Below are 25,570 nucleotides of genomic sequence, written 5' to 3' on the forward strand. Positions count from 1 at the left end.
TAAGCACTGACAGTAAACCCCAATGACGGAGGATAAAAAAGGATGCATAGGATTCAATGTAAATGCGGGGCGCTGCAAGGCCATATTCAGGGATCGGGAAGCTGCAGTCGGGTTGTCTGTTACTGCGCTGATTGTCGCGCCTTTACAAAGTTTTTAGGCTGCTCCGATGAGGTGCTGGATGCTCAGGGCGGAAGCGAGATTGTGCAGCTGGCGCAGCCCCGGGTGGTCTTTTCGCAGGGGCAGGAGCACCTTGCTGTGGTTCGGCTGAGTGAGAAAGGCTTGCTGCGTTGGTATGCCGACTGTTGCAAAACCCCGATTGGAAATACCCTGGCTAATCCAAAGGTTTCGTTTATCGGGCTTATTCGTCCGTTTCTTGATCAGTCTATGATTGAGAAGGACTTCGGTAGCAGTATCGCGGTCGTCAATGTTGAATCAGCCATTGGCGAACCAAAGCCCGTGCAGAAGGGGCTTTTTGGCGTTATCTTGCGATTCATCTGGATGGTTTTACCGATGCGTATCAGTGGTCAGTATCGACGTTCTCAACTATTTACTGAGTCAGGTGAGCCTGTTGTGACGCCGAAGGTACTGACTGCCGAAGAACGTAAAGCCTTGAAAACTGAGATTTAAAGCGAGTTTAGTCGTGCATTCACCGTCTTGATTAAGGGTTTTTCCTCTGAGCATTGAGATTGGTTGTGGTGACGGCGCTGGGCTGGATTAAATGCACTCTGACAAGCAACAATGCCCCTGATCAGTCTTGATTGGTGTGCTCCCTCACTAACCGGCGCTCTGCTATTACATCCTGAGGAAACATGGAACTACCTTATGATCAGAGCCGGATGTCTCGATTAAGAAACCATATTATGAAAAGAGTTATCACATTTTTGGCACTGACTTCCTGGTTGTCTTCAAGTGCCGTTTTGGCTGCCTGTGATGAGAATATTGCCGAAAGTACACCTTCGTCACGCTTCGTGCTTAACGGCGCTGAAGCATATGACCCGCAAACGAAACTGACGTGGAACCGTTGCAGTGTGGGTACCACATGGACCAATGACGCCGGTTGCATCGGGGAAGTAAAGCTTTTGGGACTAGATAAAGCAAAACAGTTCGCACAGGAACTCGGTGGCGGTTGGCGTGTTCCAACGATTGAAGAACTCTATAGTATTGTCGAACAGGGATGCTTCAATCCAACGATTAACTCTACTGTGTTTCCTGCCGTAACAAATGTTGGAGAAGGTGCACCTTATTGGAGTGACACCCCGGTTGAGGAGATCCCCTCTCTCGTTTACTTCGTTGATTTTATCGATGGTGCAGTAGATGGTCACAGCAAAGGGTTTCCGCTGGCGGTGCGTCTGGTGCGTAGTGAACCGTAGTCGTTTGTCGATGAGAACGGGGCAGAACCCAACTCTAGTCGCATGCATTAGAAGAAAACAGGACGTAACCGTTATATTCCGTCAGCTCAGCACCTGCCTTGAAGGAAAATTTCTTAGACAGCTGACTGTTTCAGGTACGAAAGAGGAACATGAGGTGATAAATGCGCAGGTGTATTAAACACAGCCAGGCAATTACATTAGGGCATCTCGCTTTCGCGTGCTTCCGGTGAATGGTGGCGTTGAAAGTTCAGGTAAACCTATGTGTATTGAACAAGATATAGCCGCGTGGGATGGTAAATCGAGTGCCGATATTAAGGTTGTCTATGACGCGCACCACTCAGCGGCTGACTTCGCTGACAAAGTTATTGCTCTGTTATTTACCCCCGCTTATGAGAAGGGAGCCACATGGCTACTGAAGGCATGGCTGGAAGCCGGGAATAGGTTAGAACAATTTCAGATTGCAGAAATATACAGGTCGCTGAACCAGTTGCAGCAGTGGGAGGGCAAATTGCATCTGCTGCAGTCGATCTCCTTTATGCCAATTGCCGCCACTGAATGTAAATATTTATACGACTTTTTAAGGCACACGCTTACTGATCAAAATAAGTTCGTAAGGGCGTGGTCATATAATGGTTTTTTTGAGTTAAGCAGACAACATTCAGAATATCTCAATGAAACTAAGCAATTCTTTCAAATGGTCATGCGTGATGAAGCGCCTTCAGTAAAGGCCCGGATTCGAAATATTATGAAGACAGGTTTCTAATACAATGCTGCCACGGATAAATCTGTGCTGGGTTTCGGCTTGCCCCAGCGCATGGTATGAGTGTGATCTATGTATATCCGTTACGAAACGAAACTGACTTTCACAGGAACGGCTCACCGAAAAGGGATATTTGCCGCAATGGGTGATCTTAAACGGATGGATAATATGTCAGCGGAAGAGCGTCAGTGGTACGTGGCCACTGCCTCATGGTTTAATGAAAACTTAAAAAATCCGGCCTGTTTTGAAGGGCCTGATCATGAAGCAATCCGGTTTGTTGCGAAAAGTTGGTTTCTCAATGTTCCATCCTTGTTTCTGTCAAAGTCGGTTCAGGTTGTAGAGCTGTTACGAAAATATGAAATTGACGTTGATGTGCTTACATCAGAGAATCCTGGTGAGGTGATTTACCGGGATGATTTTCAGATCGTTGTTCTTCCAAAAGAGGGTTAAACCGGACAGTCCAAAGCAGTTGTTGCTGTTGATCGTTGGGGCTGTCAAAACGTTACGTTAGTTGTTGCCTCCAGTGTGGGGTGCTAAATTTCGTAAGACGTACAAAGCCCGGAAATATTGATAATTTCAGCTTAGCTTAGCCCCGGTAACCGGTACTCAGCTATAACACCCTGAAGAAACATGGAGGTATCTTATGATTTCAGTCGAGTTTTTACTCACATCCTTAGTCGTTGTTGTTATGCCTGGTACAGGTGTTTTGTATACCGTAGCGACTGGTCTGTTCGTTGGTAAGCGCGCCAGTCTGTTCGCCGCGTCAGGCTGCACCCTGGGGATTGTGCCTTCGCTTCTGGCAAGCGTGTTTGGTTTAGCCGCCATTTTTCATACCAGCGTGCTCGCTTTTCAGGTTGTTAAATATGTCGGTGCGGCGTACCTACTCTATCTTGCCTGGCTCATGTGGCGCTCATCCGCTCCGCTGTCTTTAGGGGGAGAAAAGCCAGCGGCCGATTTTCTCACTGTGGCTACCAAAGGTTTTCTTATCAATATATTGAACCCTAAGCTGTCTATTTTCTTTCTCGCTTTTCTACCACAGTTTCTTTCACCGAATGCCGCTCAACCGTTGATTAACATGCTGTTACTGGGGGGGGGTGTTTATGGCGATGACCTTCGCAGTATTTGTTGTCTATGGCGTTATGGCCAGCAGCTTCAGCGCATATGTGGTGGGGTCAAAGAAAGCCGGTTTGGCGATCCAGAAACTATTTGCGGGTAGTTTTGCCGCACTAGGGCTTAAGCTGGCCTTTAGTGAGCGGTGATCCTGTCATTAAGCCCAACACAACGGGTGAGGTCTGTTTTCCTTGCTAAGCTTTGCTCTTCCCCGGTGCTCTGGGTACGGTGGTGAACCGCTTTTTAGCGATCAGAGGGCGAAGGGTTAACGCCCTTCAGCGCTTGCACATAGAAATAGACAAAAAACAGGCAGGTATCAACGTGTTAAGACTGTTAGGGTTTATCCTGTTTATGGGTGGTTTAGTCACCCTCTTTGATGGCCTGTCTGGCTGGTCGTTTTTGACGTTAATTCTCGGCGCTGTTTTACTCTTCAGTGTGGAACCTTCTGTCTTGATGCTGGGTTATGGAGTCTTTGCTTTTACTGCGTTCGATGGTTTTTCGAACGGGTTATCTGAACGAACATTTGCAGGGATGATTATCGGGCTGATATTGATATCGTGGTCCAACCGATCAGGCGCCGGTGAGGGGAGCGGGCTGGATATTGGTAGTGGTGACGGTGGTGATGGCGGCGGGGGTGACTAGATGAGTTTTGAGAGTGGGGGTACGCTTGCTCAAAAAAGGACCCGCTATATTGTATAGAGAGTCCTCTGTGGTAAAAAATGCTTGCCGCTATAACAGCGGAAACTGGCAGTGGATGGCGCCGCTTTCATCCATCTCCGCCAGTTCGCCCTGTAGCTGCTGACACAGTCGTTGCAGATGGTTTCGAAGCTGTTGCGCCCAGGGGGAAGAGGAGAACACTGGCTGACCATCGGTCAGGGTGACACTGAGACGCAGCTGACCCGGTTGCATAGAGGGTTCGGCGCTAAGTTTCAGGTCTGCACCGTTGGCCTGCAGCATGGCCAGTTCGATCGCACTGATCAATATCTGTCTGATCCGCACCGGATCGGTATGGATCTGGGCTGGCAGGGCATCATCAACCCGGTAATCCAGCAGCCAGCCTTCGTGGCGGCTCTGGGGCAGGAAGGTGGAAAGCATCTCGTCCAACAGTGGTGTTAGTCTGAGTGGTACGGTTTTCGCCGCATGATCCGTCAGATCCAGAATACCGATGCTGTTTTGTAATCGCTGGTGCTGGGCATGCAGGCCGGTAGCCAGATCTTTAGCCACCGGGTTCAGATCCATCTGTTGCAGTCTTTGGCTCTGTTTTAGTATTGGCTGAATCTGTTGGTTTAACTGCTGCGTTACTGCTTGCAGCAGTTGGTTGTCCGGGGTAGCGCTCCGGCTTGGGGCCGCCTGCAGGCGGGCATTTTTGATGTCCCGAAACGAGCGCAGTGCAACCACCACTGACGTTAACAGGCGGGAGGCGGACAGTTCTGCCTTGCTCAGGTAATCGTTGATATCGTAATTCACAATCACCTGAGATTCGGGGGCGTATCCGGGATGGCCGGTACGCAGAATCACCCTTATATCGCGGTTGTTGAGCTGGTTACGGATATACTCGACCAGTTGCAACCCTTCGTCATCGTTTTCCATGACGACATCGAGTAGCGCCAGTGCTATATCGGGGTGCTCTGTTAGTAGTTCCCTGGCCTGGGCACCGCTCATTGCACTGATCAGTTCGATTGGTCGCTGTTCAAATTCATAACCGCGAAAAATCATCCGGGTTATGCCGTGAATACCTTCTTCGTCGTCGACGACCAGTACTTTCCATGGATTCATAAACTACTACACACCGGTGTTTTGTCAGAGCAGCTATTTTGCCAGTAAATGTTGCCCGAGTACCAGAAAAAGCGGACGGGGCTTGCTAATTTCATATCCAACGTGTGTCCATTAGTTTTTATTGTCAGGGCTGTGATAATCGATTAACTCAGTACTCTGTCAAGTTGCCGGGCTTTGGCGTGGGCACCCCAGTGGGTATAGAGGTCCTGGCTTTTGTTGAGACAGAAACGGGCCAGACAGTGCTGTCCCTGCGATTGTAAAAAATCCCCGTAGCGTTCATAGCTGAGTGCCGGGTGATGACTAAACCCCTGCTGCTCTGCACTCTCAATGGCCTGTTCATACAATGGTGCGGCGGGCCGGTTAAGCAGGCGGGCTTTTTCTGCCTGCAACAGAAGCAGTTGTGTTTTAAAGTTTTCCGGGCAGTGTTTCGCCCAGAGTTCGAAGCGTGATTCTATCTGCTCAACTTCCAGACGCCGGCGCTGTACCAGCAACTGTTGGGGTTGTGCCAGAATGAGTCGCATCATGGCGGTACAAAAGAGGGCTTCACTGACACAGAAATAGCCGGCCAGCTCATTTTCAAGGGAGGCTTCCCAGCTATATAGCTCGGGCCAGAGGTGTTGCTGGTTGAGCAGAAAGGCAGCCATGATTGTGCTGATAGCCTGCCAGCCATGCTGATATTCGACCTCGTCTGGCAGGGGCTTTTCACCACCGAGCTGTTCCATCAGCAGCAGTGATGATTGCTGCAGGCGTGCTGCCGGATGGGGCTGCTGCCGATCAAGCATCGCATGATAATGTTGACGACACTGGGTGAGTTGCTCCGTCAGCGCGTTGGTCGTTAACAGCGACAATTGGTGTTGTAGCAGGCGGCACTCGCTCTGTATCAGCCAGTGGCCATGTTTTTCACACAGTGATGCGACGTGCTGGAGCTGCTCTCTGGCACTGTGCAGCGGGGCAAACCAGTGTTGCACCTGGCTGCACTGCAACAGGGCTGCGTTAGTGGCGATATCTGGTTGCTTATCTGTGTCACACGATGAAGCATCGGTATCCTGCGACAGCAGCCCGCCAAACTGGTTTGCCAGCTGCATTCCCTGAACTGAAAATATCTGCGCCAGCGGATAGTCGCCACAAAACCAACTGGCAACCCAGGCATAACTGACAAAGGCAAACGAGGTCAGGTGGGTACGTCCCTGCTGCAGGCTGAGGAGTGTCATCTGTCCGATGGCGCAGGCGGCAAGCAGCGGTTTACTTTGCTGGCGTGCGATCAGACTGATCTTTTCCAGTAGCTGCAACCGCAGCAACGCTTCGGGTGAGGTCAGTGGCGCTAACTGTGGTAGCTGCTGAGCATCGATCAGTGAGCTGATTTTGTCGTGCAGTGCCAACAGGAGTAACAGCTGCTGGTTGTCGGTTTCCGGAAGCGCGGAATCAGTCAGCAGAGCCAGATGCTCCAGCAGGTGGTTTAACGCCAGTGCCTGCTGGTTGCGATGTAAGCAGATTTCGGCGGTGATCAGTGCTGCGTTAATGCTGTCCTGTGATTCGATATTTCCCGCGGGCAGTTGCTGCAAACACTGGTCGGCGGGGTCAACCTCGCCCGCCAGCAGGTGTAATTTAGCCCGTTGCAGAAGTAGCTTGTTTTTTTTGCTGGTCTGATTGGGTTTCAGTAGCCGGTAGGCGTTTGACAGATAACGGCTGGCACTGTCAAAACGTTGTTCCCGCTGCGCAAGTCTGGCCGCACGAATGTTGAGACGTCGCAGGCGTTTGTTGTGCTGGCTATCGGTATGCTGAAATGCGCGGTTCAGATGCCACAGTACCGGGGCTATCTGATCCAGTGTAAAGGTGGCCGGCAGACGGCTCAGCATCGCCATGCCGCACTGCCGATGCAGCGCGCTTTTCTCTGCTTCGCTGAGTCGCTGGTAGATTGTGCTGCGAATCTCCGCATGACAAAAGTAGCAAAGGGTCTGTTTATCTACAGAATCGTTTTCTGTCCCGTCGCCCAGGCTTTCGCCGCCTTCTGGTGTGGCGTTTGTTGCTGGGTTGCGGCCAATATCGATCAGTCCGAGTTGTTCGGCAGGCCAGAGGTGTATTGCCAGCCGCGCGACCGGATTGTTGGTGATCTCCCCCAGTTCGACCAGGCTAAACTGTTCGCCCAGCAGAGCGGCCCATTCCAGCAGTTCAAGGGTGAAACTGTTGAGTTTACTGATACGTTTTTCAATCTTATTGATGCGCTGGCGGCTGCTGTTTTGTTGCAGCCACTGGGTATGGCTATCCCGCTGGCGGGCGGTGGATGAGGTTTCAATAAAGGCGACGGGTTTGATCTGTTGCCGGTATTGGCTGGGGGCGACACCCATCCAGCGTTTAAATGCTTTTTGAAACGCAGACTGATTTGAAAAACCTAACTGAAATGCGATTTCGCCAAAACTCAGCTGGCCACGCTGGATCAGTTGCAGGCAAACATCCCGCCGGGTCTGATCATAGATATCCTGAAAATTGGTCCCCAGAAGACCCAGTTTGCGTTGCAGCGTCCTGAGGCTGAGCCCTACAGAGGCGGCGATCTGCTCCCGGCGGATACAACCTTTACCCTCGGCCAGCTGGCGTCTGATCAGATTCCGGGTTTGTGCTGTCAGGGCACTCTGCTGGGCCGATTTACTTAACAGGGAATCAGCAAACTCCCGGTGCAACTGATGCATCTCAGGGTTGGCGTCGAGGCAGCTCAGTGAAAGGTAGTCACTGGCAAGTAACAGTTGGTTTCTGGGGGCATCAAACTGCACCTCTGCGGCAAAAAACTGCTGGTAGGGTAACAGGTTATCAGGTTCCGGAAACGCCAGCTGGACCAGACGGACAGGGATCTGGTGGCCAGTTAACCAGCGGGGCCAGTTGATCAGGCAGGCGAGCAGGTATTCAACCGGTTGCAGCTCTGGCTCGTTCAGTTCCAGCGTGAGCCGGGTTCCCTCAACGGACTGCTCCATCTGAATAATCGCCCCTTCAAGCAGCAGCGGCAGATAATCGATCAGAGCCTGATAGGCTTTGCCCAGCGTCGCTGCGGTAGACATCAGAAAGCCGATAGAGCCGAGTATACGCGGCTGGGTGGCTTCCCCCAGATTCAGAGCGATACGGGGGTTGTCAGAGGCCTGAGCCAGGGTCTGCAGTATCTGACCATAGGCTGAGGCAGGAAAGCGAGCCCCGGGTATAGCAAACTCTTCATGGGTCAGTGATGCGCTTTCCAGAATCCCGGTCTGGTCCAGCCTGTAGTGCTGGGCCAGTTGCAATACCGGCTCCAGCAGTTTGGTTGTTGCTGTGGTTACCGTCATGAAAATAAAGTTGGCATGGAAGGATGTATGTATATTTTTGTTGTTAGAAACAAGAATATCATGATGTTGCCCGGCTGTATGTCTTTTCGTGCCGTTTCGTGCGATTGAGTTGCTCTGAGCGGTTAGCGGTAACGATCGATGACCTGTTTCAGTGTGCCGGATTGACGCAGCTGACGAATCGCTTCATCGATCAGCCTGATATCATCGGGATTAACAGTGGCTTTACTGAACATCATATGGATATCATCATCGCTGGCATTCCAGTCCAGCGTTGTAATGTCGTGCTCCAGGCCGAGTTCTTTGATTAATACTTTGCCGTTGTAGAGGTCGGTCAGTACAACATCGGTACGCTGCACCCCCAGCATTTTGATTAACTGCTCATACTTGTTCAGCTGATGGACAAAGAAGCGGTCTTTTATCTGATTCCAGGTGCTGCCGTAATAGGCTCCGCGTAACGCCATAACGCGAGGGTTTAAACCGGCCAGCTGTTCGAAGTTTTGCGCCGTGTTCCATTTAGTGTATTCGTCGCGCCGGACAAACAGAGCCATGATCTCTCTTCGGTAGGGTTCAGAGAAATAGGCCCACTCGGATCGTTCTGCGGTTTTTGATGCGCCGAGCGCGAGATCCAGATCACCGGATTTAATATAGCGCATGGTCCGCTCCCAGGGGACCTTGGTAAGCTCATAGCGGCAGCCCGCTTTGTTCATAATCACTTTAAGCAGCTCTATATCCATCCCTGTGACTTTATCGTTGTGCCACACCTGGTAAGGTTTCCAGTCCAGCCAGCCGACCAGAAACCGGGTTTGGCAGCCCGCCAGTGCTGTGTTGCTTAATAGCAGTAACAGCATAGTCAGCAAAAAGTGTCTGGTGAGATTAGTTATCGGCATGGTTTTATTATCACCCTGGAAACGACTCGGGATTAGCGCTGCCAGGCTATAAACCGGTCAGACTAGTAAGCGTCTATTTTAACCCAGTCTTAGGGTATTTGAATCTTTACCGCTTGTTTGAGTGTTGATCGCGGGAGGAAGGGAAACAAAAAAGCCCGCCCAGTTGCAGGGGCGGGCTTTCATGTCAGTAGCGCTGAATCTGATAAGCTGAAATAGTGTTAAACCAGCTCAGTTTCTTTTTCAGTTTCTTTGTTCACTTTTGCGGTCAGTTTGCTGTGCCGTTTTTCCCAGAAAGTGGCGTTCTTGATGCCCAGTTTCAGAGGGTTAAAGGTATAGCTGTCAACGCCGGCTTTATGTTGTTCTTCGTAGTCTTTCAGTGCTTTAAGAGCAGGCTTGGACATGAAGAAGATGATCAGAATACCGGCAATGTTCAGCCATGCCATCAGACCGACACCGATATCGCCCAGACCCCACGCCAGATTCGCTGTTTTTACAGCACCGTAGAAAGTCGCGGCCATCAGCACCAGTTTAAGGGCGCCAATCATGCCAGGGATTTTAAAAGTACGCTGGATGTAAGCGATGTTGGTTTCGGCGATGTAGTAGTAAGCCAGAATGGTGGTAAACGAGAAGAAGAACAGGGCGAAGGCGACAAACGGATTGCCAAGCCCCGGTAGCACCCGCTCAATGGCCTGTTGGGTAAACAGCGGACCATTGGCGGCGATATCCGCCCCCAGGTTCTGCACCAGGAATGTATCACCGACACCATGGACGTTATAGGCACCAGTGATCAGAATCATAAATGCGGTAGCCGAACAGACAAACAGCGTATCGATATAAACCGAGAACGCCTGAACCAGTCCCTGCTGCGCCGGATGTTCAACGGCAGCGGCAGCGGCAGCATGAGGGCCGGTACCCTGACCCGCTTCGTTGGAGTAAACCCCCCGTTTTACACCCCAGCCGATGGCTGCGCCCATACCGGCCATTGGGGTAAAGGCATCTTCTAAAATCATGCCGATCACGCCTGGCAGCATATCGATGTTAAGCAGCACGATAACCGCCGCGATGATGATGTAAGCCAGTGCCATGAAGGGGACAACGATCTGGGTAAAGTTGGCGATACGTTTAACCCCGCCAAAGATAATGAAGCCCAGAATCAGTACCACAACGGTGCCCGTAAGAATTTTCGCGAAGCTCAGCGTACCCATGGTGGTTTCAATCATCGCGCCGGAGCCAAAGGTGGCTTCTACGGCGTTGCCGATACTGTTCGCCTGGACGCCAGGCAGACAGATACCACAGGCCAGAATGGTGGCGATAGCGAAGATCCAGGCAAACCACTTTTGTCCCATCGCTTTCTCGAAGTAGAAGGCCGGACCACCGCGGTATTGTCCCTCGTGTTCCTCTTTGTAAATCTGTGCCAGGGTGGATTCGGTGTATGCTGTGGCCGCCCCCAGGAAGGCAACGACCCACATCCAGAACACTGCCCCTGGGCCTCCGAAACCGATAGCGGCAGCAACGCCGGCAATATTACCGGTGCCAACGCGGCCGGACAGTGAAACAGCCAGAGCCTGGAAAGAGGAGATCCCTTTTTCAGAGGCTCTGCCAGAGAACAGCAAAATCCACATTTCGCGGAACATTCGTACCTGTACAAAGCGTGTCAGGATAGAGTAAAAAAGACCTGCCCCAAGGCAGAGATAGATCAGAGCCGGGCTCCAGATAATGCCGTTTGTAAAATCGACAAATTCTTGCATGTGTAAGTGTCTCCGGAAAGCAACGTGCTGGGCACGAAAGTTAGAATTATTGTTTTGCTATAGTCATCCATCCCGTGAAGATGGATGCAGGCTGTTGTCACTGTCAGATATTTATTGCCAGAGTACTGGTGATATCTGAGGATTGCTGCCAACAGTCCTGTAACCGGTTGCTCCGTCAGATAGCGGTTAATGAAATGCTATCCAGGCATTTCGCTGTCATGAAGGATTAACCAGAGAATCAGCTATTAAGATAATAAGCAGATGGCACAGCCCGTTTTCTGGACCTCTGGCACCGAAGAGCAATCTGGCGGTGGAGGCTTAAGCCGGGGTGTTTCTGTGTCTTCATTTATCTACAGGTGCAAGACTGTAGAGTGAATCTGTCTGAGGAGGAATATCCTGCCGTGCCTTGTTTACCTCCTGGCGTGCCAGACCTGTTTCTGGGGCGGGAGGCAATCTTGTGGAAGCCCGCTATAGCGGCCTTGAGGAAAGATATTTTTGCGGTGCTTAACTTTTTTCTGCTTTGAGCCTATTGTTATAGGTATTATATTTGTCTGATTTTAAAGGAATACTCCTATGTCAAAAGGCCATGCGAGACATCAGGAAAGACACCATGGGTTGTCGCAGTTCGGCAAAGACCTGGTGCGCCGCTGCGGTTCTAAATGCGAGTTGTGTGACAGCCATGGGGTTAAGCTGGTGGTCTATGAGGTGCCGCCTATCGAACCGGAGCCAAATTACGATCACTGTATTATGATCTGCGAAACCTGTCAGGGGCAGCTGGACCGGCCGAAAACGATCGATCCTGCATACTGGCGCTTTCTGGCGACCTCTATGTGGAGCAGCGTGGCCCCGGTTAAGGTGATCTCGGTGGCGCTGCTCAGACATCTGGCGAAGCAGCAGGACTGGGCTGATGCGTTGCTGGAACAGGTCTATATGGAAGAGGATGAGCGGGCCTGGTCAGAGGATATTGATCTTTTCTGAAACAGCGGGCTTCATCTTCAGCCCCCGACAATATGATTTTTTTTCATTTGAGATCAGTGCCTGGCGGGCGATAACCCGGTTTACGAATAATAAAACCGGGGCCTGCGATGCTTAACTCCTTCAGCTCAACTCCGTTCATGTTTAATCCCGGGCTTTCTCAGCCCGGCGCTTCGGGCGTCGGCACAGCAGCCCCCCGCGGGCAGAGTAGCCCTGTTTCTGGCACCGAGGAGGGTAGTAGTCCGGCTGCCGTGGCCTCCCGCCAGTCATACTCACTGAAAGAGCGCTTTAACCGGGATGACAGCTTTACCATCAATCTGACCACTCAGGATGGTGATCAGGTTGAAATCACCTTCAATAGCGAAACCCGTTATCAATCTGATTACAGCCTGCGCAGTGGGCCGGGGCGGGAGAGTCAGCGCTACAGTATCGAAAAAAATCAGAGCAGTGATTTTGGTTTTACAGTGGAAGGTGAGCTGGATGTTGAAGAGATCGATGCCATCGCCTCGCTGGTTCAGGATCTTTCCTCGCTGGCCAGCAGCTTCTTTAATGGGGATCTGCAAACGGCGCTGCAACAGGCGGGCGACCTAACCCTGGACCCGGAACAGCTGGCGCAGATGGATATCTCTATGCAGCAGTCGATTGAGTATCGGGCCATTGAGAAATATCGTCAGGTTCAGGCGATGGGAGACGAAGCCCCAGCCGCGTCCCAGCATGCCTTAGCGCCGTTTATTGAGCAGCTGCAGAATCAGGTCAGCAGCAGTGAGCAGCATGTTGCCAATGCCACAGAGTTTAGTATGAGTCTGTTTGTAAATCTGGTGCAGCACGATGTTCGCTTTACCAGCAGCAGCGAAACCCGGCAGAACTCAATGCAGGAGAATATCACCCGTCTTGGTGAGATGGTTCATAACCGCCATCACGGCCATGATCGGCATGAACATGAGGATGACCATGAAAATCGCGCTCATCGGTCGCATCATAACCGGGAAACTGATCCAGCGGCTGCCGCTGTATCCGGTGATCCGGTAGTGGATGCCGCCGCAACGGATGCTCCTGTAGAGAGCAGCAATCCGGTCGCTGAAACCGCATAGGTCTTGTGCCACTGAGAAAACGCCATATTGATATGGCGTTTTTTTTGCCTGTAATATCACGTCTGGCTGTTAGAATAGCTTTTTTTCTGTTGCCCACACCGGATTACATTTGCCCATGAGTTCTCTTCCCATATGCGCTGTTCTGCATCAGCTTAGTGACGCCCTGAGTCAGCATGATGAGGTGGTGCTGGAAGCGCCCCCCGGTGCAGGTAAGACAACCCTGGTGCCACTTGAACTGCTGCAGCACCCCGACCTTGCCGGTCAGAAAATTCTGATGCTGGAGCCCCGGCGGCTGGCAGCGAGAATGGCGGCTGCCCGTATGGCAGAGCAGTTGGGCGAGTCCGTTGGTGACACCGTGGGATACCGGGTGCGGATGGATTCAAAAAGCGGCCCCCAGACCCGTATTGAAGTGGTTACTGAGGGGATTCTGACGCGCATGCTGCAGGATGATCCGAGCCTGGACGGTTATGGCCTGGTGATCTTCGATGAGTTTCATGAGCGCAGTCTCGATGCGGATTTTGGTCTGGCGCTGACCCTGCAGGGGCGGGAGCTGTTTCGTGAAGATCAGCCGCTGAAACTGTTACTGATGTCCGCGACTCTGGATCAGCGGGTGATCGATCAGCTGTTACCCGAAGCTCCACTGATCAGTAGTGAAGGACGAATCTATCCGGTGGATATCCGGTATCTGGGTGCCGTCGGTCGCGATCAGCGACTGGAAAACGTAGTGTCGAGGGCGATCGAACAGGCGCTGGAGGAGGAATCCGGAAGTCTGCTGGTGTTTCTGCCGGGGCAGAGAGAGATTCGCAGTGTCATGAGCAACCTTCAGGGCCATCTGCCAGACAGTATCATTCTGACGCCACTGTATGGCGATCTGACTATTCAGGCGCAGCAGCAGGCGATAGCGCCGTCTCCGCCGGGACAGCGTAAGGTGGTACTGGCCACCAATATTGCTGAGACCAGTCTGACAATCGAGGGGATCCGGGTGGTTATCGATGCCGGACTGAGTCGTGAAGCCCGGCTTGATCCCGCCAGTGGCATGACCCGGTTACATACTTGTAAAGTGTCCCGCGCCGCCAGCATTCAGCGGGCCGGCCGGGCAGGGCGGATGGAACCCGGGTGCTGTTACCGGCTCTGGTCCGAGAATCAGCAGGGTCAACTGGCGCCCCATGCGACACCGGAAATCATGTCCACCGATCTGACCCCGTTAGCCCTGCAGATGGCCCGTTGGGGGGTAGCGGACCCAGCCGAACTGCGCTGGCTGAATCAACCACCGGAAGCCGCTTTGACTCAGGGGCGGGAGCTGTTGTTGCGACTCGGTGCATTAAAACCGATGGAGACTGGTCTGCAGCTCACCGAGAGCGGCGCTCTGATGGCGTTGCTGCCGCTGCATCCAAGACTTGCGCATCTGCTGCTGGTGGGCTGGCAGAGCCAGTGTGTCAGGCTGGCCTGTGATATTGCTGCGTTGCTCAGTGAGCGGGATCCACTGAGCGGTGATGCCGATTTTGAACGTCGCCTGCACTGGTTAAGAGGGGATATCCCCTGTGCTGCCAATCAGAAGGGTGTTCTGCAGCGTATTCGCCAACTGAGTCAGCAGTTCTATCGCCTGTGTAGCCGCCATCTGAGTACACTCAGTCAGCGTTCTGTTAATCTGCCAGAAACCGAGCTGTGCGCCATGCTGATCGCTCAGGCCTATCCGGATCGGATCGCTGCTAAACGCAGTGATGTCGGCGGCGATTATCAGTTAAGTGGTGGTCGGGCCGTCAGGTTAGCGGATAGTGATCCGCTGGCAAAATATCGCTGGTTGGCGGTGGCCAGTTGTGGGGGGATGCAGGGGCAGAGCGCCGACCGGGTGTTTCTGGCCATCGCATTACCGGAAAAGCTGTTCTCCCATGAGCTGTCAGGCCTGGTTGAGCAGCATAAAGTGGTCGAATGGCAGCGGCAACAGGCACGGATGTGTTGTGAATTGCAGCGCCGCATCGGGGTGCTGGTATTAGCCCGGGAGGCGCTTGCAGAGGTGCCGGTAAAAGAGAAGAACCAGGCGCTGACAGAGATGATTCGCAAGCAGGGATTGCAGGTGCTTCCCTGGACTCAGGAGATTAACAGCTGGCGTCAGCGGGTGATGTTTCTGCATCGCTCGCAACCTGAAGGGGGGAGCTGGCCGGATCTGTCTGATCAGGCCCTGCTCGATACGATGGAAAGCTGGCTGGCGCCCTGGCTTGATCCGGTAAATCATATCAATCACTTTGACCGCCTTGATCTGGCGGGCATACTGCAGGGGCTATTGCCGTGGCCACTGCCCAGCGAGCTGGACAAGCTTGCGCCAGTGCGGCTGAAGCTGCCTTCGGGGCACAGTGCCACTCTCGATTACAGCGAATCTCCGCCGGTGTTAGCGGTCAAACTGCAGGAGATGTTCGGCTCAACCCAGACCCCGGTAATCGGCTATGGTGTGGCGGTTAAAATACACCTGTTGTCACCCGCGCGCAGACCGCTGGCGGTGACTCAGGATCTTGCCAGCTTCTGGGCCAATAGTTATCGCGATGTACAGAAGGATATGAAAGGGCGCTATCCAAAACATCAGTGGCCGGATAACCCGCAGGAGGCGCTGCCCTCTGATGGGATCAAACGGAATAAACGCCATTAGTGGCGCCAAAAACTTTATGGCGAGGGGGCTTGACGCTAAAAAGGCATAGGAAAATGTTTTACCACAGAGGACACAGAGCAAACGGAGAAGAGCTATTCATCAGGTTCCTCTGTGCTCTCCGTGCCCTTAGCATGCCCTCTGGGGACTGTGGTGAGTCTCTTTTAGTTTGGGGAGGTATCGCTCCACAAAAATTAAACATGGTGCATCCGGGCCAGGTAAAGCGCAAAGCACCCACAAAGGTTTCAGCCTTTGGGGAACTCCTTAACGTAGACATCTGTTTTATGATAGGGGATCTCAATGCCGGCTGCTGCAAACTGCTTATATATCTCCATTAGCATCTCATGCCTGATTCTGCCCCGGTCTTCGGGGTTGTGAATCCAGCCCAGCAGTTCAAAGTCCAGACCGGAAGCACCGAAAGCCCGCATCCGAACCCGTGGCTCTGGCAGTTCACAAAACTCCTCATAGCGGTTGCCAATGGTTTGTAAGATCTCACAGACCTGATCGACATCAGAGCCATAGGCGACGCTGACGGCTATCGCTATCCTGATATTGGAGTTGATGCCACCGCTTTCATTGACGATCTTCGCATTTGCGATGACTGCATTGGGCAGGGTGATCTCAATATCATCGCGACTCATCAATCGTGTGCTGCGCAGACCGATATGGGTCACCCGGCCCCGTTCCCCGCTATCGAGATTGACATAGTCGCCCACTTTGTAGGGTGCATCCACCAGAATGAAAAAACCCGAAAACAGATTTGCCAGGGTATCCTTGGCGGCGAAACCCACGGCGATGCCGACGATACCTGCTGAAGCCAGCCAGCCGAGGGGGTTGATTCCCCAGATGATCAGTAAACAATAGCTGCCCACTAATATCACAATCAGCCGCACCGATAGGTTAAGAATCGGAATCGTCTGTGGCTCGATAACCGGGATGCGGTTGTGACTGCTGCTCAGGGATTCCAGGATCGTTGTGCTCAGGTGAAACGCTGCGCGCATCCCGCTGGCGACGATCACGGACACCGACAGATTTACCAGAATATTGGTTACCACTTCCAGATTTGCGATCTGGGCTGCGAGGGTAAAACCGAAAAAAAGTATTGTGGTAAACAGCGGTTTGCGCAGGTGCCGGATAACCCTCTCTTCGGCAAAGCCTGGCGATGATACATAAACGTTTTGCAGACTGCGGATGAGTATTGCCCGGAACAAAAAGGCCACCATGAAAGAGACCATTACGATCAGCATTGCGCCAATCAGTGGATAGTGTTCCAACACGGCCCAATAAGGTTGAAGTGTATCGGGCAAGAGATCTTTCAGATTGGGTATTCTGTCAATAATCAGTTCCGGGGGAGGGGTCTGAGTGCCTGGATCTGAATTCTGGATCTCTGATGTCGCCATTTACACCTCTCCAAAGACAGACTGCAATTGAACTTACCGGTCACAACGGGCATTTGATCGCATCCGCGACTGGAGTCTGTCGCTCATCTGAGAGTTGTCCGGTTGCAGCGTATCCCGTTGATCTGCTGTATACCAATAGAGATAAGTATAGCCCGATATGGGGAATCACCGCGTAGTGGAGATTGTCGGTTATACGGGTGGTATAAAGTGTAGCGATAAGTGCCAGAGAACAGAGTAATAAATGGTGAGCCTGAATCTGGTTTCGTTCCCGATTCAGCGTGTTGTGGACACGGCTTTTAAACCGGGGGGCGGCAACAGAAAATAATCGCAATTAAGCCCGTGTGGGTATAAAAAATTTTCAAGTTCGAAGCGGAAATTCTGTACTAAGCTAAAGTTACTCTGCAAAGACAGAGAAGCAATAGCCTCAATAAGTTGGGGCTGAAAAGAGATAGAAGAAAATACTTCGCATGCCACATGTAGCCCCGCTAGCGCGGGGCTCTCTTTTTTTGTTCCGTTTTTATCAGATGCTTTCATTGGCTGTTCCTGCCCCGGCTTTCATCATAAACTTGATGTCAGCGACTCAATGCATTGTGCTTGTGTTGATGATTTCTGGTTTATCATCGTGATAGCCTCCGATCTGAACAAGCCACTGGAGAACAGATATGCACAGACAGACCTTTGCTTTTGATGTTTATGGCACTCTGGTCGATCCACTCGAGATGGGCAGGCATCTGCAGATGATGGTGGGTGATAAAGCCGCAGATCTGGCCAGTATATGGCGGGAAAAACAGGTAGAGTATGCCTTTCGACGTGGCCTGATGGGGCGATACGAGCCGTTTAATGTCTGTACCCTGCAGGCTCTTGAGTATGCCCTTGGAATAACCGGTCTCTCCCTGACGACAGAGCAACAACAGTTCCTGATGGCTCAGTATCAGCAACTGGCGACCTATAGCGATGTTATTCCTGCTATCGAGTCGTTGCGGGCGCAGGGCCACTACTGTGTGGCTTTTTCTAACGGACCTGCTGATAAGGTCAGAGCGTTGTTGAACAATGCCAATGTGCTAGAGTTGCTGGATGATGTTGTCAGTGTCGATGAGATTAAACGCTATAAACCCGATCCGGCGGTCTATCTGCATCTGTTAAATCGCACCGCCAGCCGGGCGGGCGATGCCTGGCTGATATCAAGCAATGCCTGGGATGTGATGGGGGCTAAGCATGCGGGTCTGAATGCCGCATGGATTCAGCGAGATCCGGCTGCGGTGTTTGATTTTTGGGATATTTCACCGGATAAAACCGTGAATTCACTCCAGAATCTTGCAGAAGAGTTCAGTATAAGCAACGGTTTAGAGTGATGAATGCTCGCTTTTGGTGCGGTGCGGAAAAAAAAGACCCGGCGGGCGCCGGGTCGAAGTAAGCCAAATTAGTGGCTCAAAAAGCAAAGTGCTATTTCAATATAGCGAATTTTTTGTGCATTGCAACAATGTTTTGGTAAAAATTTTATTACACTCCGGGATAATCGGGCTGAAAGCCCCATTCTGTTTGGAATTTTTTGTTATATACCGATCTGTTTTAAAAACGCTGACGGTTGAATCAGGCTGTTTGCCGAACCCTTTTCAGGTCAGGAGCAGAGGTTTTTAAGTCAGGAGTCGGGGGTTTCCCGGTCAGGAGCAGGGTTTTTCAGGGCAGGGTGAAATAAAAGCCCTCGGCACGACTGATTCCCCGCAGGGAGATCAGTGGTTCATCTTCAAATAGCATCGCATCGCCCGCCAGTAATAAACTTCCATTGACCTCCAGCTCGCCCCTGAAGAGAAACAGAAAGCCGTGGGCTGCGGCTGGCAGACCGTAGCTGGCGTGTTGCAGACGGAACTGATACATCTCAGCATTTTGACCAAGCTGCAGCGAATCATCCCGGCCATCAGGGGATGCGATCAGTTGTACCCCCTCGCGACTCAGGAGTTTACGCGACTGATAGCGTGGTGGATTGCCGGTGGTCTCGGGTACGATCCAGAACTGCAGCATTTTCAGGTTGTTTTCCAGCGAGGCGTTCTGTTCGGTAAACTCAGTGCCTGTTCCGGTACTGAGCAGTTGCAGACTGCGTCCCTCTAACAGCTTTCGGTTGCCCAGTGAGTCAGTATGCAGGTTTTTACCATCGAGAATAACGGAGATGATCTCCATATCCTGATGGGTGCTCGGATCGATTGCCGCACCCGGATGCAACAGATCTTCATTGGCCACCCGCAGTTCGGAAACTCCCATCCATTCTGGATCGAAATAGCTGCCGAATGAGAATACATGCCGGGATTCAAGCCAGCCGAAATGGGCATAACCCCGGTCTGAAGCACGTTTTATTCTGATCATCTGGGTTCGCAAGTGAGAACTGTTCATCACTGTTTTACCCTGTCCGCAGCAGAGTGTAAATACGAAGATAAGTTTTACCGTCCTCTGCATCAGGGTAAAATGCTGCTTTTATCGGGGGAATTCAGTGGATCTTATCCTGTCATTTAGCTGGGCGTTCTGGCTGTTAGCCGCTATCGGTGTGTTATTAACCGGTATTTCTAAGTCGGGCTTTGCCGGAGGAGTTGGCGTGATTAGCGTACCGCTGATGTCGCTCTATATCGGTCCGGTGCAGGCCGCCGCCATTATGTTGCCACTGTTGATTCTGATGGACTTTTTCAGTGTACGGGCCTGGTGGCACAGCAAACGTAACGATCTGTTAAAGATTATGGTGCCAGGTGCGGTGCTGGGGATCTTTATCGGCTATCTGCTGTTTGGTTATCTGAATGACGATGTATTACGCCTGTTACTGGGCATTCTGTCGATTGGTTTTGCGCTCTGGGGGTTACTGAACGGTTCAACGCTGGGCCGGACCGCTTCGCCGGTAGTCGGATCTATCTCCAGTACGGTAGCGGGGTTCACCAGCTTTATCGCCCATGCCGGGGGGCCGCCGATGAATTTCTATCTGATTCCTATGAAACTGCCCCGGGCCGAATTTCTTGGCACCGCTGTGGTGTTTCTGGCGATCGTCAATCTGGTCAAACTGATGGCCTATGGTGTACTGGGACAGATCAATACCGATAACCTGCTGGTGGGGCTGGTGCTGGCCCCTGTCGCCTGGATCGGTATCAGACTGGGGCTGGTGATCCATCATAAACTGGATGATCAGCTGTTTTACCGCATTATTCTGATTATGCTGCTGATAGTCGGTATTAAGCTGATCTATGATGGGATCTGAGGGCGCCTGATCTGATCGTTTTTTAATTCAGGGCTGGCTCTTTTTTTAAAATGGCTGCTAGGCTTTACTCATTGAACCGTTCATGGGAGTGAGTTATGTCGGCAAAACCGGTAGTTGCGGATAACAAACCCGCTAAGGTCGAGCTCATTGAGGGGCAGGAGTATCATTTCTGTGTCTGTGGGCGTTCCTCTAAACAACCTTTCTGCGATGGTTCCCATGCGGGGACGGGCCTGACACCCAAAGCGTTCCGGGCTGAGCGTACCGGGGAGGCGTGGCTGTGCGCCTGCAAACATACCGGCAACGCCCCCTATTGTGATGGCAGCCATAAACAGTTTGATGCCGCCGCTGTGGGCTATGAGGGGCCAGAGTCGGCTGTGTCTGATGGTGCTTCCGATAACACGCCCCCGCGGGCGGTGAATACGCCTGAGGAGTCCACTGTCGAGTTTATCCATCAGTTGGCCCGTGAAGGGATAAAGGGGGTCGGCTCCCATGGTCCGATGACCGCAATGGGTGTGCCCCGCAATCGGCTGCCAGCCTGGGATGATATTCAGATTATGGTCGCTCAGATGGCCCGTAAGCCGTTGCTGGAAGATGCAGTGGTGGAAACCTCGCTGGTAATTGGCCCGGAAGCGAAAAAACCGTTGCAGCTGGATATCCCTCTGTTTGTCTCCGATATGAGCTTTGGCTCGCTCTCGGAAGAAGCGAAAACCGCCCTGGCAAAAGGGGCTGAACTGGCCGGTACGGGTATCTGTTCCGGTGAGGGCGGTATGCTGCCGGAGGAACAGCAGGCTAACTCCCGTTATTTTTATGAACTTGCCAGTGCTAAATTTGGTTATCGCGAAACGTTGCTGGAGCAGGTGCAGGCGTTTCATTTTAAAGGGGGGCAAGGGGCTAAAACCGGTACCGGAGGCCATCTGCCCGCCAGTAAAAATGTCGGAAAGATCTCTCAGGTGCGGGGGATTCCGGAGGGGCAGGAAGCGCTATCGCCGCCGACCTTTACCGATCTGCACAGTGTGGCCGATTTTAGCCACTTTGCCGACCGGGTTCGGGAGATCAGTGGGGGGATTCCGGTAGGCTTTAAGCTCAGTGCCAACCATATTGAGCGGGATATTGAGTTTGCTCTGAAAGCCGGGGCCGATTATATCATCCTTGATGGTCGGGGCGGCGGTACGGGAGCCGCGCCACAGTTGTTCAGAGATCATATCAGTGTGCCCACGATTCCGGCCCTGGCCAGGGCTCGGCGCTGTCTGAATATTAACGGCGCTTCCGGGCGGGTCACCCTGATCATTACCGGAGGGCTCAGGGTGCCGAGCGATTTTGTTAAAGCGCTGGCACTGGGAGCCGATGGCATTGCGCTGGCCAACAGTGCGATGCAGTCGATCGGCTGCGTGGCGGCGCGGATCTGTAACACCAATAACTGCCCGGCGGGCATCGCAACCCAGAAGGCCGACCTGCGTCAGCGGTTGAATGTGGACAAGTCCGCCGCTCAGTTGGCCAACTTTCTGACCGGCTCGGTGCATCTGATGCAGGTGATGGCCCGGGCCTGCGGGCATCATCATCTGCAACAGTTTGATATGGGCGATCTGGCTACCTGGAATCGGGATCTGGCGTATCTTTCGGGGATAACCTATTCAGGTGTTGTCCCCCTCTGAATAGAGGGGGAGATCGGTTTTACTGTGAATCGGTCAGGGTGCCCTGCTGATAATCACGGATCGCCTGATCAATTTCAGCCTGAGTATTCATCACAAAGGGGCCGTAGTGAGCCACCGGCTCTTTCAGAGGCTCGCCACTGAGCAGCAGAGCACCGGCGCCGTTGGCGGATGTGATCTGCAACACCTCTGGTTCGGTTGTTTTTGCCATCTGCCGGGTCGTCACTGTTGTGCCATTCAGAGTAAGTTCCCCTTCGTAGACATAGAGCAGCAGTGTCCGGCCCGCGCTGTTTGCAATACTGATATCCGCATCAGCTTTCAGGCAGAGATCTGCAACAGTGGCACTGCCGGGCAGTTGCTGCAGCGGGCCGTTGAATGATTGGCCATCCAGGGAGATTCCGCCGCCGATCACTTTCACTTCGGCATGCTCCAGCGGCTGCCAGGGTAGTTGCTCACGGCCTACATCTTTCCAGTCGGGCTGTTTCATTTTCTGGCTGGCGGGCAGGTTAAGCCACAGCTGAAAGCCATGCATCAAACCATCTTTCTGCAGTGGCATTTCGGAGTGAATAATGCCCCGTCCGGCCGACATCCATTGCGCTTCACCGCTTTGTACACCGCCTTTATTGCCCATGTGATCCTGATGCTCAAAGCCACCATGGCGGATATAGGTGAGGGTTTCGATACCCCGGTGAGGGTGTGCAGGAAAACCTGAACCATAGTCATCGGGGTTATCTGAATAGATTTCATCCAGCATCAGGAAAGGGTCGAGACCATTATCGCGAAAGCCGTGAACCCGCTGTATTTTGACACCGGCACCATCGGCGGATGGATGGCTTGGAATGATCTGAATCGTCATATATTTTCTCCTTCGGCTGCGTCTGTCTGAGCCGCGTCTGATCTGATATGAGCCTATAATAGTCCTTTATATGGGAATGAAAATCGGTATAAATAGAGCTATATATTCTATTTTTTAGAAAGGATTGCGGTATGAAGGTGACGCTTGAGCAGTGGCGTATGTTAAAAGCGGTGGTCGAACATGGTGGTTTTGCCCATGCCGCTGAGGTGGTGCATAAGAGCCAGTCGAGCATCCATCATGCGATTCAGAAGATGGAGCTGATGCTGGAGGTTAAGTTACTGGAAGTTAAAGGACGCAAAGCGCACCTGACGGATGCCGGCCGGCTATTATTGCAACGGGCTGAGCATCTGTTGGAATCCGCTGCCAACATCGATTCGCTGGCCGCCAGCCTGAATGCGGGGGTGGAGCCTGAGATATCGATTGCGGTGGATCAGACTTTTCCCCCGGAATATATCGGCACGGTGCTGGAACAGTTTTCTCAGGAATACCCCAATACCCGGATTCAACTTTATGAGACGGTGCTGTCCGGCGCCGCCGAAGCCCTCAATAGGGGGCAGGTGGATCTGGCGATCGCCGGCTCCGGGGTGTCTCATTTTATGGCGGAACCGTTGTTTTCGGTGGATTTCATTGCGGTTGCCTCTCCTGATCACCCCATATTTAAACACTACAGTAAAAACCGGCCGCTACAGATCGATGATCTGGTGCATTACCGCCAACTGGTCACCCGCGATTCAGCTCTCGACAAGAGCGTCGATTCTGGCTGGCTCAAGGCCGATGAGCGCTGGACGGTGAGTAATATCTCCACATCCGTTGAGATGATCTGTCGGGGGATGGGTTTTGCCTGGATTCCGGTCACCCGTATCAGTCGTTTGCTGAATCAGGGCGCATTGTTACCAGTACCACTGGAGATGGGGAGATGCCGGAAGATGACGCTGCAACTCTACTATGCGCGCCATGACAGAATGGGGCCTGGTATTAAGCGGGTTGCAGAGCTGTTACATCGGTGTTGTGATGCAGATGTTTCTAATTTTTCGAATATAAAGTGCTAAATTAAGTGATTTTTATTAGAAATACAGAAAGCTAATATGGAGGTATACCTGAACAATACGGGAGACGGAGATGAACTTTTCTGCAGTTTTATCCTTGCTGGCACGCTTCGGCCTTGCGGCAGTCTTTATTATTGCCGGATGGGGCAAAATAGGCGGCTATGAAGGCACCGTGGGTTACATGGAGAGTATGGGCGTGCCGGGCATACTATTACCTGTCGTGATCGCACTTGAACTGTTAGGGGGGATCGCCATCGTGGTCGGATTTATGACCCGTTGGGTGGCAGCCGCTCTGGCCCTTTTTTCAATTGCAACCGCACTGATTTTTCACAGTAATTTTGCGGAGCAGGTGCAATTCATTATGTTTATGAAAAATTTCGCCATCGCGGGCGGTTTTCTGCTGTTAGTCGCCAATGGTGCCGGATGCTATAGCCTGGATGCCTGGTCGAAGCGCGCGAAATAGCTTTGTATAAACATCGCACTAACAATCTAACTATCAGCCAGGGGTGAGGGTAACGATGGGTTTATTAATTAATGGTCAGTGGCAGGATCGCTGGTACGATACGAAAGATTCAAAGGGCGAGTTTGTCCGTGAGCAGGCAGGCTATCGAAGCTGGATTACAGCCGATGGCAGTGCGGGTCCCTCCGGTAAGGGGGGCTTTAAAGCAGAACCGGGTCGCTATCATCTGTATGTCTCGCTGGCCTGTCCCTGGGCACACCGCACACTGATTTTTCGTAAGCTAAAAGGGCTGGAAGAGCTGATCACGGTGTCGGTTGTCAGCCCGCATATGCTGGAACAGGGCTGGAGCTTCGATAGGGAAACCGGCTCAACCGGCGATCATCTGTACGCTTCTGAGTTTATGCATCAGATCTATACCCGGGCGCAAGCGGATTATACCGGCCGGGTCACGGTGCCGGTGCTGTGGGACAAACAGCTGCAGACCATTGTCAGTAATGAATCGTCAGAGATTATCCGCATGTTTAACTCGGCGTTTGATGGATTCGCCGGCAATACCTTGGATCTGTGGCCTGAAGCGCTGCGTGATACGATTGAAGCGCTGAATAGCTGGATCTACGAGACGGTTAATAACGGTGTGTATCGTTCAGGGTTTGCCACCACGCAGGAGGCCTATGAACACAATGTGAAAGAGCTGTTTGCCAGCCTTGATCGGATCGAACATATTCTGTCTCAGAATCGTTACCTTGCGGGGGCTACGCTAACGGAAGCGGACTGGCGTCTGTTTACCACCCTGATCCGGTTTGATGCGGTGTATCACGGTCACTTTAAATGTAACCTGAAACAGCTGCGCGAATACCCGAATATCAGCGGTTATCTGCGCGAGCTATATCAGATTGAAGGCGTCTCTGAAACGGTGGATATGAACCATATCAAACAGCACTACTATTACAGCCACGATATGATCAACCCCACCCGGATCGTGCCACTGGGGCCTGAACTGGATTTTACTGCACCCCACGGTCGGGATAGCATTTGACGGTTATAAGATAGATGAGCTGCCTGTACGTTATGAAAGCCATTAAGCCCTAAGAAAAAAAACCGCCATAACAGGCGGTTCAGGTTACTGATAAACCCCAGTATTTTTTGCTGGGGTTTTGTTTTTCTAAGGCTATTCCAGCGACGTTAGCAAAAACGAGGTAAAAGATTTATGGGACGCTTTGACTCGGCTTAGAGCCTTTCAGGCTCCCTTTGTAGCAAGTATCTCGAT

At 52.3% G+C, this 25,570-nt stretch carries 23 protein-coding genes; 15 read left to right on the forward strand and 8 right to left on the reverse strand.

What is annotated here, in order from left to right:
- Positions 1 to 42 precede the first annotated feature (42 nt).
- From JW499_RS03225 to JW499_RS03250, 6 genes are all read left to right on the forward strand, one after another.
- The gene (locus tag JW499_RS03225; RefSeq protein WP_205209236.1) at positions 43 to 627 is read left to right on the forward strand and encodes a DUF6151 family protein; all 585 of its coding nucleotides are present in this window, start codon (positions 43 to 45) and stop codon (positions 625 to 627) included.
- Positions 628 to 860: 233 nt separating this feature from the next.
- Entirely contained in the window at positions 861 to 1,370 is a 510-nt protein-coding gene (locus JW499_RS03230) for an Lcl C-terminal domain-containing protein (RefSeq protein WP_205209237.1), read from the forward strand.
- A gap of 259 nt (positions 1,371 to 1,629) precedes the next feature.
- Positions 1,630 to 2,133: a hypothetical protein gene (locus tag JW499_RS03235; RefSeq protein WP_205209238.1), complete on the forward strand. Its 504-nt coding sequence runs from the start codon at positions 1,630 to 1,632 to the stop codon at positions 2,131 to 2,133.
- 165 nt (positions 2,134 to 2,298) lie between these two features.
- The gene (locus tag JW499_RS03240) at positions 2,299 to 2,580 is read left to right on the forward strand and encodes a hypothetical protein (RefSeq protein WP_205209239.1); all 282 of its coding nucleotides are present in this window, start codon (positions 2,299 to 2,301) and stop codon (positions 2,578 to 2,580) included.
- A gap of 193 nt (positions 2,581 to 2,773) precedes the next feature.
- Entirely contained in the window at positions 2,774 to 3,346 is a 573-nt protein-coding gene (locus JW499_RS03245) for a LysE family translocator (protein ID WP_332874408.1), read from the forward strand.
- 125 nt (positions 3,347 to 3,471) lie between these two features.
- Positions 3,472 to 3,882 (forward strand): hypothetical protein, encoded by a 411-nt coding sequence (locus JW499_RS03250; RefSeq protein ID WP_205209240.1) that lies wholly within the window; start codon positions 3,472 to 3,474, stop codon positions 3,880 to 3,882.
- Positions 3,883 to 3,969: 87 nt separating this feature from the next.
- On the opposite strand, the gene JW499_RS03255 is transcribed toward JW499_RS03250, so the two are convergent.
- The 4 genes from JW499_RS03255 to JW499_RS03270 form a co-directional block, all read right to left on the reverse strand.
- A complete protein-coding gene (locus tag JW499_RS03255; protein WP_205209241.1) occupies positions 3,970 to 5,016 on the reverse strand; it encodes an ATP-binding response regulator in 1,047 nt (348 codons plus the stop codon).
- Between the two features lie 143 nt (positions 5,017 to 5,159).
- Positions 5,160 to 8,321 carry an AraC family transcriptional regulator gene (locus tag JW499_RS03260; protein ID WP_205209242.1) on the reverse strand — a complete coding sequence of 1,054 codons (3,162 nt, stop codon included), beginning with the start codon at positions 8,319 to 8,321 and terminating at the stop codon, positions 5,160 to 5,162.
- A 122-nt stretch (positions 8,322 to 8,443) separates the two neighbouring features.
- Positions 8,444 to 9,208 carry a substrate-binding periplasmic protein gene (locus JW499_RS03265; protein ID WP_205209243.1) on the reverse strand — a complete coding sequence of 255 codons (765 nt, stop codon included), beginning with the start codon at positions 9,206 to 9,208 and terminating at the stop codon, positions 8,444 to 8,446.
- A 218-nt stretch (positions 9,209 to 9,426) separates the two neighbouring features.
- Positions 9,427 to 10,956: an alanine/glycine:cation symporter family protein gene (locus JW499_RS03270; RefSeq protein ID WP_205209244.1), complete on the reverse strand. Its 1,530-nt coding sequence runs from the start codon at positions 10,954 to 10,956 to the stop codon at positions 9,427 to 9,429.
- A gap of 573 nt (positions 10,957 to 11,529) precedes the next feature.
- Between JW499_RS03270 and JW499_RS03275 the strand changes: the two genes are divergently transcribed.
- From JW499_RS03275 to hrpB, 3 genes are all read left to right on the forward strand, one after another.
- Positions 11,530 to 11,934, forward strand: a complete 405-nt coding sequence (locus JW499_RS03275; protein ID WP_205209245.1) for a phnA protein — start codon at positions 11,530 to 11,532, stop codon at positions 11,932 to 11,934.
- Between the two features lie 107 nt (positions 11,935 to 12,041).
- A complete protein-coding gene (locus JW499_RS03280; RefSeq protein ID WP_205209246.1) occupies positions 12,042 to 13,022 on the forward strand; it encodes a hypothetical protein in 981 nt (326 codons plus the stop codon).
- A 115-nt stretch (positions 13,023 to 13,137) separates the two neighbouring features.
- Positions 13,138 to 15,663 (forward strand): ATP-dependent helicase HrpB, encoded by a 2,526-nt coding sequence (hrpB, locus tag JW499_RS03285; RefSeq protein ID WP_205209247.1) that lies wholly within the window; start codon positions 13,138 to 13,140, stop codon positions 15,661 to 15,663.
- Positions 15,664 to 15,905: 242 nt separating this feature from the next.
- On the opposite strand, the gene JW499_RS03290 is transcribed toward hrpB, so the two are convergent.
- Both JW499_RS03290 and JW499_RS03295 read right to left on the reverse strand, forming a co-directional pair.
- On the reverse strand, positions 15,906 to 17,060 hold the full coding sequence (locus JW499_RS03290; RefSeq protein WP_205209248.1) for a mechanosensitive ion channel family protein: 1,155 nt from the start codon (positions 17,058 to 17,060) through the stop codon (positions 15,906 to 15,908).
- Positions 17,061 to 17,333: 273 nt separating this feature from the next.
- A complete protein-coding gene (locus tag JW499_RS03295) occupies positions 17,334 to 17,594 on the reverse strand; it encodes a hypothetical protein (RefSeq protein ID WP_205209249.1) in 261 nt (86 codons plus the stop codon).
- 128 nt (positions 17,595 to 17,722) lie between these two features.
- Between JW499_RS03295 and JW499_RS03300 the strand changes: the two genes are divergently transcribed.
- Positions 17,723 to 18,412 carry a haloacid dehalogenase type II gene (locus JW499_RS03300; RefSeq protein WP_205209250.1) on the forward strand — a complete coding sequence of 230 codons (690 nt, stop codon included), beginning with the start codon at positions 17,723 to 17,725 and terminating at the stop codon, positions 18,410 to 18,412.
- Positions 18,413 to 18,737: 325 nt separating this feature from the next.
- On the opposite strand, the gene JW499_RS03305 is transcribed toward JW499_RS03300, so the two are convergent.
- On the reverse strand, positions 18,738 to 19,445 hold the full coding sequence (locus JW499_RS03305; protein ID WP_205209251.1) for a pirin family protein: 708 nt from the start codon (positions 19,443 to 19,445) through the stop codon (positions 18,738 to 18,740).
- A 97-nt stretch (positions 19,446 to 19,542) separates the two neighbouring features.
- On the opposite strand from JW499_RS03305, the gene JW499_RS03310 reads away from it, so the two are divergent.
- Positions 19,543 to 20,292, forward strand: a complete 750-nt coding sequence (locus JW499_RS03310; protein WP_332874003.1) for a sulfite exporter TauE/SafE family protein — start codon at positions 19,543 to 19,545, stop codon at positions 20,290 to 20,292.
- Between the two features lie 95 nt (positions 20,293 to 20,387).
- Positions 20,388 to 21,944, forward strand: coding sequence for a glutamate synthase-related protein (locus JW499_RS03315; protein WP_205209252.1), 1,557 nt, complete (start codon positions 20,388 to 20,390; stop codon positions 21,942 to 21,944).
- A gap of 19 nt (positions 21,945 to 21,963) precedes the next feature.
- On the opposite strand, the gene JW499_RS03320 is transcribed toward JW499_RS03315, so the two are convergent.
- Positions 21,964 to 22,797, reverse strand: a complete 834-nt coding sequence (locus JW499_RS03320) for a pirin family protein (RefSeq protein ID WP_205209253.1) — start codon at positions 22,795 to 22,797, stop codon at positions 21,964 to 21,966.
- Positions 22,798 to 22,928: 131 nt separating this feature from the next.
- On the opposite strand from JW499_RS03320, the gene JW499_RS03325 reads away from it, so the two are divergent.
- From JW499_RS03325 to JW499_RS03335, 3 genes are all read left to right on the forward strand, one after another.
- On the forward strand, positions 22,929 to 23,846 hold the full coding sequence (locus JW499_RS03325; protein WP_205209254.1) for a LysR family transcriptional regulator: 918 nt from the start codon (positions 22,929 to 22,931) through the stop codon (positions 23,844 to 23,846).
- A gap of 70 nt (positions 23,847 to 23,916) precedes the next feature.
- Positions 23,917 to 24,306, forward strand: coding sequence for a DoxX family protein (locus tag JW499_RS03330; RefSeq protein ID WP_205209255.1), 390 nt, complete (start codon positions 23,917 to 23,919; stop codon positions 24,304 to 24,306).
- Between the two features lie 55 nt (positions 24,307 to 24,361).
- Positions 24,362 to 25,339, forward strand: a complete 978-nt coding sequence (locus tag JW499_RS03335; protein WP_205209256.1) for a glutathione S-transferase family protein — start codon at positions 24,362 to 24,364, stop codon at positions 25,337 to 25,339.
- Positions 25,340 to 25,570: the final 231 nt, after the last annotated feature.

It is taken from the genome of Amphritea pacifica, assembly GCF_016924145.1.
Taxonomy (GTDB): Bacteria; Pseudomonadota; Gammaproteobacteria; order Pseudomonadales; family Balneatricaceae; genus Amphritea; species Amphritea pacifica.